Source organism: Psychrobacter cibarius, assembly GCF_016107535.1.
GTDB lineage: Bacteria > Pseudomonadota > Gammaproteobacteria > Pseudomonadales > Moraxellaceae > Psychrobacter > Psychrobacter cibarius.
This window is the reverse complement of sequence record NZ_JABASQ010000013.1, coordinates 68,144-76,225: the sequence shown is the minus strand read 5'-3', so window position 1 is coordinate 76,225 and position 8,082 is coordinate 68,144. Positions and strand designations below refer to the sequence as shown.

The window sequence follows — 8,082 nt, the reverse complement described above, 5'->3', positions numbered from 1 at the left end:
CTATTTTATCTTAATTTGAATAATCTTGGTGATTAGACTAAATTGGCAGAATGGCAGTGTATGTTTATTTGCGCTGGGCTGAGGTAAGCTCGTAAATAAGAGTACTTATTTCATCTCAATTACAGTAGGTTTCTTTAATGAGTCGTTATCACTGATCATTAGCTAAAAAATGAGTTGGTCCTTCTTTATCTTATCGTGATGAATACACTGATAACCAGCTTGATATCTAAAGCGCATAAAAAAAGGAACTTACCCTACGGTAAATTCCTTAATATGACACGAACAGTCAATTCTAAAAATTTGCTTTTGCTTTAATCGTCGTAACAATACCCGATAATGCATAGATAATACCAATGGCTAAAATACCGACAGGTATGTCATAGAGCACAATACTCATGACCAACACACCGATTATTAGAACCACAAAAGGTACTTTCTTTTTATCAAACTCTTTAAAGCTATAGTATTTGACGTTACTAACCATCAGTAAACCACAAATCACCACCCAAGCGGCGAATAAGAACATGACTGCCGTATCGTACTGCCCAACCCATTCATTATGGTCGACAGCGACCATAACCGCTGCCGTTACTAATATAGCAGCTAGTGGACTCGCCAAACCGACAAAGTATTTTTTATCAACAATACCGACCTGAACGTTAAAACGTGCCAGACGGAAGGCAGCACAGGCGGTAAAGACAAACGCACAGCCCAAGCCAATGCGACCTAACGGCTGCAGCGCAAAACTATAAACTAAGATCGCTGGTGCAACACCAAAAGCCAGCATATCGGCAAGCGAATCATATTGCTCGCCAAACGGGCTTTGCGCATTAAGCATACGCGCCACTCGTCCATCAGCACCGTCGAGAATAGCGGACAAAAAGATGGCTAAAGAAGCTTTGTAGAACTCGCCTTGCGTACTGGCCAAAATCGAATAAAAACCAGATAGCAGTGACAAGGTTGTAATTAGATTTGGTGCTAGATAGACACCGCGGCTGACTACGCGCTTGCCTTCAGCCACTTCTGCTTCAATCACTTCAAAGGTCAAGCCATCATAACTCTCATTATCCGCTAAGCGAATATTGAAATCATGCTCATCAACAAAGGGCGGCTGGGTTGCTGCGCTGTCTTGTAACAATCCATCATTTAGAGGCGGATGATTTGATTCATCTTTAGGTGATTGCACGTTAGTCATCTCAATATCCTTATTTGCCGGCATAGTTATTCACTAACATGGTTATTCGCCGACTAGCCAGCGTACATTGGTTGCGCTATCAGGCGTTAAGTCTGGAGCATCAGCCACTTTTAATGCAGGCTGTAAGAAGCGTAATATCTCACGTGCATGATTATCAAACTGCCAAGGTGGATTGATCACCAGTAAACCTGTACCGTTAAGACCAACCGCCACATCATTTGGATAAATATTCAGCTCACAAACCAACTGGCGGCGCATTTCAGTACGCTTCAGTTTTTTATAGAACAATTCAACGGCTTCAACGTTCTTAATAGGGAACCAAAGCGCGTAAGTGCCTTGTGGCCATTTATTATAAGCAGCAACGAGTAAATTTATAAGGCGTGTAAAATCTTTGTGCTCTTGCTCATAAGGCGGATCAAGAAAAATCAGACCGCGCTTTTCTTTTGGTGGAATAACGGCGGTAATACCTTCAAAGGCATCACGATGCTGTATACCAATGGGTAACTTGTGCAACTGATAGTTTAGCGCATCATATTCGCTAGCTTTGGCTTCAAAAGCTTCACCGCGCACGCCCGCATCTGGATTTTTCTCGATATGATGGGCAACCCACCAAGGAGAACCAGGGTAGACTTTATTGTCATAAGTGAAACGGGCTTGCTTAATGCCTTCCATATAATCTTTGACGGCAGCGGGTGCCTTGTCAGTATTGGCATTTAGTAACGCTTGGATACCACCTTTGGCCTCACCTGTCTTGCGCGCTTCTTCACTGCTCAGTGAATACAGTCCGCGACCACCATAAGCATCAAGCACATAAAAAGGTTTGTTTTTTTGCCCCAATTGATTAAGGAGTTGTACCAATAAAATGTGTTTAACCACATCAGCAAAGTTACCAGCGTGGTAGGCGTGTTTATAGTTCATAATCTCAAAAGTTTAAATAAGAAAAATTACATCTATGGTAGCATAGGCAGAGTAAAAGATAACGATGGTTTTGGTAAAAAGGCATTGATTGGCTATGTATTGCCAGCTAACTGACCATAGTGAGACGAAATGACAGAGATTATTAGCAATCTTGATGTGACAAAGTTGGTGATTGATCATCCGATAGGAGAAGATAATCCACCATTACTGTTTCCTCATAGCGATGACCCAAGCCAAAAACCACTGACTCAGCGTGTATTACAACAGTCTGATTTTGATATCAGTTGGCAAGATAAGCTGACTGATACACAACTAGATCTATTCGTTGATGATGGTTGGATCATTATTGATGAGGTCTTTGAAACGAAAGCGCTGTTAGCCTTGCAAGCAGAGAGTGGTTTTATTGACTATCGTGACGCAGAGCTGACGGCTGGGATTCGTGTCAGTGATATTCGCGGTGATCGCATCCGCTGGATTACGGAAAATTTCTTTGCTGGGTTTTATTATTTGCAAAGTATCAATGCGCTTGCCACCTTATTTAATCGCAGTTTATTTGCCGGTATTCGCCACAGTGAAGCGCATTATGCTTGCTATCCGGTGGGTTTTGGCTATCAATGGCATAGTGACAATCCAGCTGGGCGTGATGAACGCGTTATCTCTGCGGTGTTTTACCTCAATGATGAATGGGAACCAACTGACGGCGGCGCACTAGAAATCATTGATAAACATGGCGTTCATCATAACGTCATGCCTGTCGCCAATAGATTGGTGATATTTGACAGTGACCTACAACATCAAGTACAAATTGCCCATCGTCAGCGTTACTCTATCGCGACGTGGATGCGCCGTGATGGTTTGGTGCCTTTTGTTGAAGACAATATTTAAAACACATTAGCAAGTAACAAGCAACGACTGATTGTATTGTATCGTGGCTGCCAATCTTAAAAATTTATCATCTTAATTTATAATAAAAAGGTTTATTCATGTCGGACTTTAATAAACAAACCATCCATCAACAACAAAACCATCAGCAGCAAACGCTAGATTTAAGTATTGCGCTACTTGAACGTCCCTCCGTCACCCCAGATGATGATGGCTGCCAAGATATACTGTCAGAGCGCTTAGAGCGAGCGGGCTTTGACTGTGAGTTTATGTACTATGGTGATAGACAGGCAAAAGGTGAACACGCTGAAGTCAAAAACTTATGGGCTCGCCGCGGTACCACTGATCCAGTTATTTGTTTTGCTGGTCATACCGACGTCGTGCCAACAGGCGATAAAAACAACTGGACTTATCCGCCATTTACGCCAACCATCGCTGATGGTTACCTATGGGCTCGCGGTGCAGCTGACATGAAAACGGGGATTGCGGCTTTTACCGTCGCTGCCGAGCGTTTCGTCGCGAATTATCCTGAACACAAGGGTTCGATTGCTTTTTTAATCACCTCAGATGAAGAAGGTCCTTCCATCAATGGTACGGTCAAAGTCATTGAGACCTTAGAAGCCCGCAATGAAAAAATCACCTATTGCTTGGTTGGTGAACCATCGAGCACAGATACGCTCGGCGATATCATTAAAAACGGTCGCCGCGGCTCATTGGGTGCGGAACTTACGGTCACTGGCAAGCAAGGTCATGTTGCTTACCCGCATTTAGCTTGCAACCCTATTCATGCAACGATGGCAGCTTTGGCGGAACTGACTGCCGCTACTTGGGATAGTGGCAATAACTACTTCCCTGCGACTTCCCTGCAAATCTCTAATATCAATAGCGGTACAGGCGCCACCAACGTCATTCCTGAGACGTTAAAAGTTATCTTCAACTTCCGCTTTTCAACGGAAACCACTGAAGATGAGCTAAAAGCAAAAACGCATGCTATCTTTGATAAATACTTTACTAATAGTAAGGCCAGTTATGATATCCATTGGAAATTATCTGGTCAGCCGTTTTTGACCCCTGAAGGTAAGTTGGTTTCTGCCTGTCAAAAAGCCATCAAAAAGGTAACCGATACTGACACCACCCTATCTACATCAGGTGGTACTTCTGATGGACGCTTTATTGCACCAACGGGTGCACAAGTGGTTGAGCTTGGTGTAAGAAATGCGACGATTCATCAAGTAGATGAAAAAGTAGAAGTTGATGACTTAGGTAAGCTTGCGCAGATTTATGAGGGAATTTTAGAGAATTTACTGTTAGATTAATCATTCGTTGAAGTAAGCAAAAAAAAGCGCCAAGTCTGATAGCAGACTTGGCGCTTTTTATTATTTTGACTAGGGCGTGTCTTCAATTCACTCGATAGTCCTCTAAATGGGCTAAAAATGGCTAAATCTTGCCAAACATCGTCAAATAGCTGGTTAATATCCCGATATTATCTGCGCTATTTTCCTTGTTTGACGGCAATTTATCTCATTTTTATCACCATTTTTGAAATGAAGACACGCCCTAATTTATTCAATACTAATTTTACTCAATACCAATATAGAGATCAACTTGACCATACTCTAGATTACCACCGATATAATGCTCAAAATCGACATCAAAAGTTCGGGTATGCTCACAGCTGCGATCATTAAAATAGGTCCAAGCTTTTTCCCAAGCATTCATCACCGTGTATGGCATTCTACCCTGCTCAGAGAATACTATATACTTTCCTGCAGGAATATCTACTGTTACTAGGTTTGCAGCCTTAGACATATTTTCACTATCTGATGGCTCTTGCTCACTGGCTACTTTCCAACTGGCAACCACGTCAAAAGCGCCGACCAAATCATCGCTCTCATAGTTATGATAGACACCATAAATGTCTTCGCCTTTAGGCAGATCACTGGCATGGTTTTGGTAAAACTTTTGCCATAAACGACCCAGTTTCGCCGTGTATTCGCTAATCTCAGCGTTATTGGTCGTACGAACGCTAATACCTTTACAAGTTATTGCTTCAGGTAACTCTTTAATTTGTGAAGTCATGATCTGTAAGTCCTATATATTTATTCAGTTTTCTATTTGAGATAGTATTAAAAATAGCGCTTCAGGGTATAAATCTAATCTGCTTCATCAATCCAATTCATTTGAATCGCTTCCAAGATGCCTTCGTTTGATTTTTGTGGATCATCATCAAAACCTTCAAGCTCAGTCACCCAGCGATGTAAATCAGTAAAACGGATGTACTGCGGATCGGTCTCTGGAAACTTCTCATACAGCTCAATAGCGATATCTAAGCTGTCTGTCCATTTTAATTTTTGCGGGGTCATGGTAGCTCCTTAACTTTTAATCATTTTTAGACACGTCATCAAATCAGTGGTCAATTTGACTGGTAATTTGATTGGCAACTTAATAACCGCTATCCTACCAAAATTCGCCTGCTGATTATAGACAAGTTCGTTATGTCGCACTTGTTGTTTTACTCGTTTCAGCAGAGTTGGCAGATTTAATCGCCACTTGATGCTGACTCCAAGAATCAATGACCTCATTCAGCCGCTCGCCTATCATATCCAATATCTCTGGCGCACATTTGCCTTTTTTATTGGTCAATACAAACTTAGTCATACCAACGCCCATCAGCTGGTTTTTTACAAAAAAGCGCGTTTCAAAATAAACGTATTTTTTATCCCAGCCAGCAAGCGTGCTATTTACCGTCATTTTATCTAAAAATTTAACTTCTTTCAGATAAACCATTTCTTGCATGGCGATAACCCAATTCAAGGGCTTAATGTCTTTTTGATGACAGCACGCCATCAGCCAACGAGTAACGTTTAGCTCGATAAAAGACAAATAACGATAATTAGGCAGATGATTCCGAAAGCCCATATCATGCGGCAACACTCGATAATGACGAACCGTCGGTGCAATCAAGAGCTCAATACTAAGGCGCTCGCTTACTGATTGCTGCTTAAGTTGTTGTTTTAGCAAACTGACCATAATAAAAAAACGTATCAACATATTCATAAATAACTCTCTTAACGCTTATTTTGTGTAAACTTATTGGGTATAAATTATTGTATATAATATATAAACAGTGACTGGCTATAAATGCAGAGTACCTTAACGCAAAAAAGCCACCTAAGTGACTTTTTTATTTAAAAGCGGATATTTAAAAGCTTATATTTAAAAGCTTATATTTAAAAACTAACTTTAAAGATTAATGACCTGCACCATTGATACTACGTACCATCTCTTCGACCATTTTCTTGGCATCACCAAAGATCATCATGGTTTTATCCATGTAGAACAGACTATTATCAAGCCCTGCATAACCTGTATTCATTGAGCGCTTGATGACCATAACGGTTTGAGCTTTAGTGACTTCTAGAATCGGCATACCAAAGATTGGCGAAGTTGGATCATCTTTCGCAGAGGGGTTTACCACATCATTTGCACCGATAACCAAGACCACATCCGTACTCGCGAAGTCTGAGTTGATCTCATCCATTTCTAAAATATCATCATAAGGTACGTCAGCTTCAGCCAATAGCACGTTCATGTGACCTGGCATACGACCAGCGACTGGATGAATGGCAAAACGAACGTTAACGCCTTCTTCTTTTAGCAACTCATACAGCTCTTTTACCGCGTTCTGTGCACGACCTTGCGCCATACCATAACCCGGAACAATAACCACACTACTGGCATTGGCCATTAAGAACCCAGCATCTTCTGCTGAACCAGCCTTGTAGTTTTTAGGTGCACCATCATCAGCGCCTGCTGCTACAGCTCCTGTACCCATACCGCCAAATAAGACGTTGAGTAATGAGCGGTTCATGGCTTTACACATGATATAAGACAAAATCGCACCTGATGAACCGACGAGCGACCCTGCGATAATCAACATCGAATTGCCGAGGGTGAAACCAATTCCTGCCGCCGCCCAACCAGAAAACGAGTTCAATAGTGAGACCACCACTGGCATGTCACCGCCGCCAATTGGGGCAATCCACATCCAACCAAATATCACGGCAATCACTGCCATCGCATAAAATGCTGGTAATGAGTCAGTGACGAAATACACGCCACCGAAAGCAATCATCGCAATGAATAATAATGCTTGGACGGGTTTTACCCAACCCCCAACCAATGTTTTCGCCCAGCTCTTCGCTGCCAATTTACCAAAGGCAAAGACCGAAGCTGAGAACGTAATCGCACCGATGAAGCAACCGATAAATAGCTCTACACGGGCAACGGCACCATGTTGCTGTTCAGTATGCAATACGGTTGCCAGTGCAATGGCGACCGCTGCCAAACCAACGAACGAATGCATCAAGGCCACGGTTTCTGGCATTTGTGTCATCGCAACCGTCTTTGCCTTCCACATGCCGACGAGGGCACCCAAAATCATCGCACCGATAATTAACCAAAGGACAGGGCCTTCTGCTAAGAAAAATGTCGTGACGACTGCAATCGCCATCGCTACCATACCAAAGCGGTTACCACGGATAGCCGTCTTAGGGCTAGACAAACCACGTAAGGTTAAAACGAAAAGAATCGCACCGACCAGATAGAACCAATCCGCATTTGCCGCAATCATTGCTGAGAAATCATTCATGCGTCACCTCCTACATCAGTGGTTGCTACTGATACTTTTTTTACTTTCGGTTTAAACATCGCAAGCATACGCTCAGTCACGGCAAAACCACCGAAGATATTGATACTGGCTAAAAACACGGCAAAAGCACCAAGGATACTGGTCGGTGTAAAGACAGAACCATCAATCGTGACGGTCTGTAGCATGGCACCAACGATGACGATACTTGATAGTGCGTTGGTGACGGCCATCAATGGTGTGTGCAGTGCAGGCGTTACGCCCCAAACCACGTAATATCCGACAAAAATAGCGAGTACAAATACGGTAAAAATCGCTACAAATGGTGTGCTACTCATGGCCGCACCGGCTGGCGCTGCCGCTAAAATAGTGGCAATCATCTAATCCTCCTAAAAATTTATTCGTGTCTGGCAAATGTGTAGTGAAAGGCAGTCAAAAC

At 42.7% G+C, this 8,082-nt stretch carries 9 protein-coding genes; 2 read left to right on the top strand and 7 right to left on the bottom strand.

Annotation, left to right across the window (positions count from 1 at the left end):
* Positions 1-292: 292 nt before the first annotated feature.
* Entirely contained in the window at positions 293-1,195 is a 903-nt protein-coding gene (pssA, locus tag JFC08_RS09050) for a CDP-diacylglycerol--serine O-phosphatidyltransferase (protein WP_227678926.1), read from the bottom strand.
* A gap of 42 nt (positions 1,196-1,237) precedes the next feature.
* Positions 1,238-2,113, bottom strand: coding sequence for a 23S rRNA (adenine(2030)-N(6))-methyltransferase RlmJ (locus JFC08_RS09045; protein ID WP_045446718.1), 876 nt, complete (start codon positions 2,111-2,113; stop codon positions 1,238-1,240).
* A gap of 129 nt (positions 2,114-2,242) precedes the next feature.
* Between JFC08_RS09045 and JFC08_RS09040 the strand changes: the two genes are divergently transcribed.
* Positions 2,243-2,998 (top strand): 2OG-Fe(II) oxygenase, encoded by a 756-nt coding sequence (locus JFC08_RS09040; protein WP_198330460.1) that lies wholly within the window; start codon positions 2,243-2,245, stop codon positions 2,996-2,998.
* Between the two features lie 98 nt (positions 2,999-3,096).
* Positions 3,097-4,311, top strand: coding sequence for a succinyl-diaminopimelate desuccinylase (gene dapE, locus JFC08_RS09035; protein ID WP_198330459.1), 1,215 nt, complete (start codon positions 3,097-3,099; stop codon positions 4,309-4,311).
* Between the two features lie 262 nt (positions 4,312-4,573).
* On the opposite strand, the gene JFC08_RS09030 is transcribed toward dapE, so the two are convergent.
* The 5 genes from JFC08_RS09030 to JFC08_RS09010 form a co-directional block, all read right to left on the bottom strand.
* Positions 4,574-5,074, bottom strand: a complete 501-nt coding sequence (locus JFC08_RS09030; RefSeq protein WP_198330458.1) for a GyrI-like domain-containing protein — start codon at positions 5,072-5,074, stop codon at positions 4,574-4,576.
* 74 nt (positions 5,075-5,148) lie between these two features.
* Positions 5,149-5,358, bottom strand: coding sequence for a Fe-S cluster assembly protein IscX (gene iscX, locus JFC08_RS09025; protein WP_021812734.1), 210 nt, complete (start codon positions 5,356-5,358; stop codon positions 5,149-5,151).
* A 130-nt stretch (positions 5,359-5,488) separates the two neighbouring features.
* Entirely contained in the window at positions 5,489-6,052 is a 564-nt protein-coding gene (locus tag JFC08_RS09020) for an acyl-CoA thioesterase (RefSeq protein WP_198330457.1), read from the bottom strand.
* Positions 6,053-6,245: 193 nt separating this feature from the next.
* Positions 6,246-7,646: an NAD(P)(+) transhydrogenase (Re/Si-specific) subunit beta gene (locus JFC08_RS09015; protein WP_413786190.1), complete on the bottom strand. Its 1,401-nt coding sequence runs from the start codon at positions 7,644-7,646 to the stop codon at positions 6,246-6,248.
* Entirely contained in the window at positions 7,643-7,981 is a 339-nt protein-coding gene (locus tag JFC08_RS09010; RefSeq protein ID WP_198330464.1) for a proton-translocating transhydrogenase family protein, read from the bottom strand. Before JFC08_RS09010 ends, JFC08_RS09015 begins: the two co-directional genes overlap by 4 nt.
* Between the last annotated feature and the right edge of the window lie 101 nt (positions 7,982-8,082).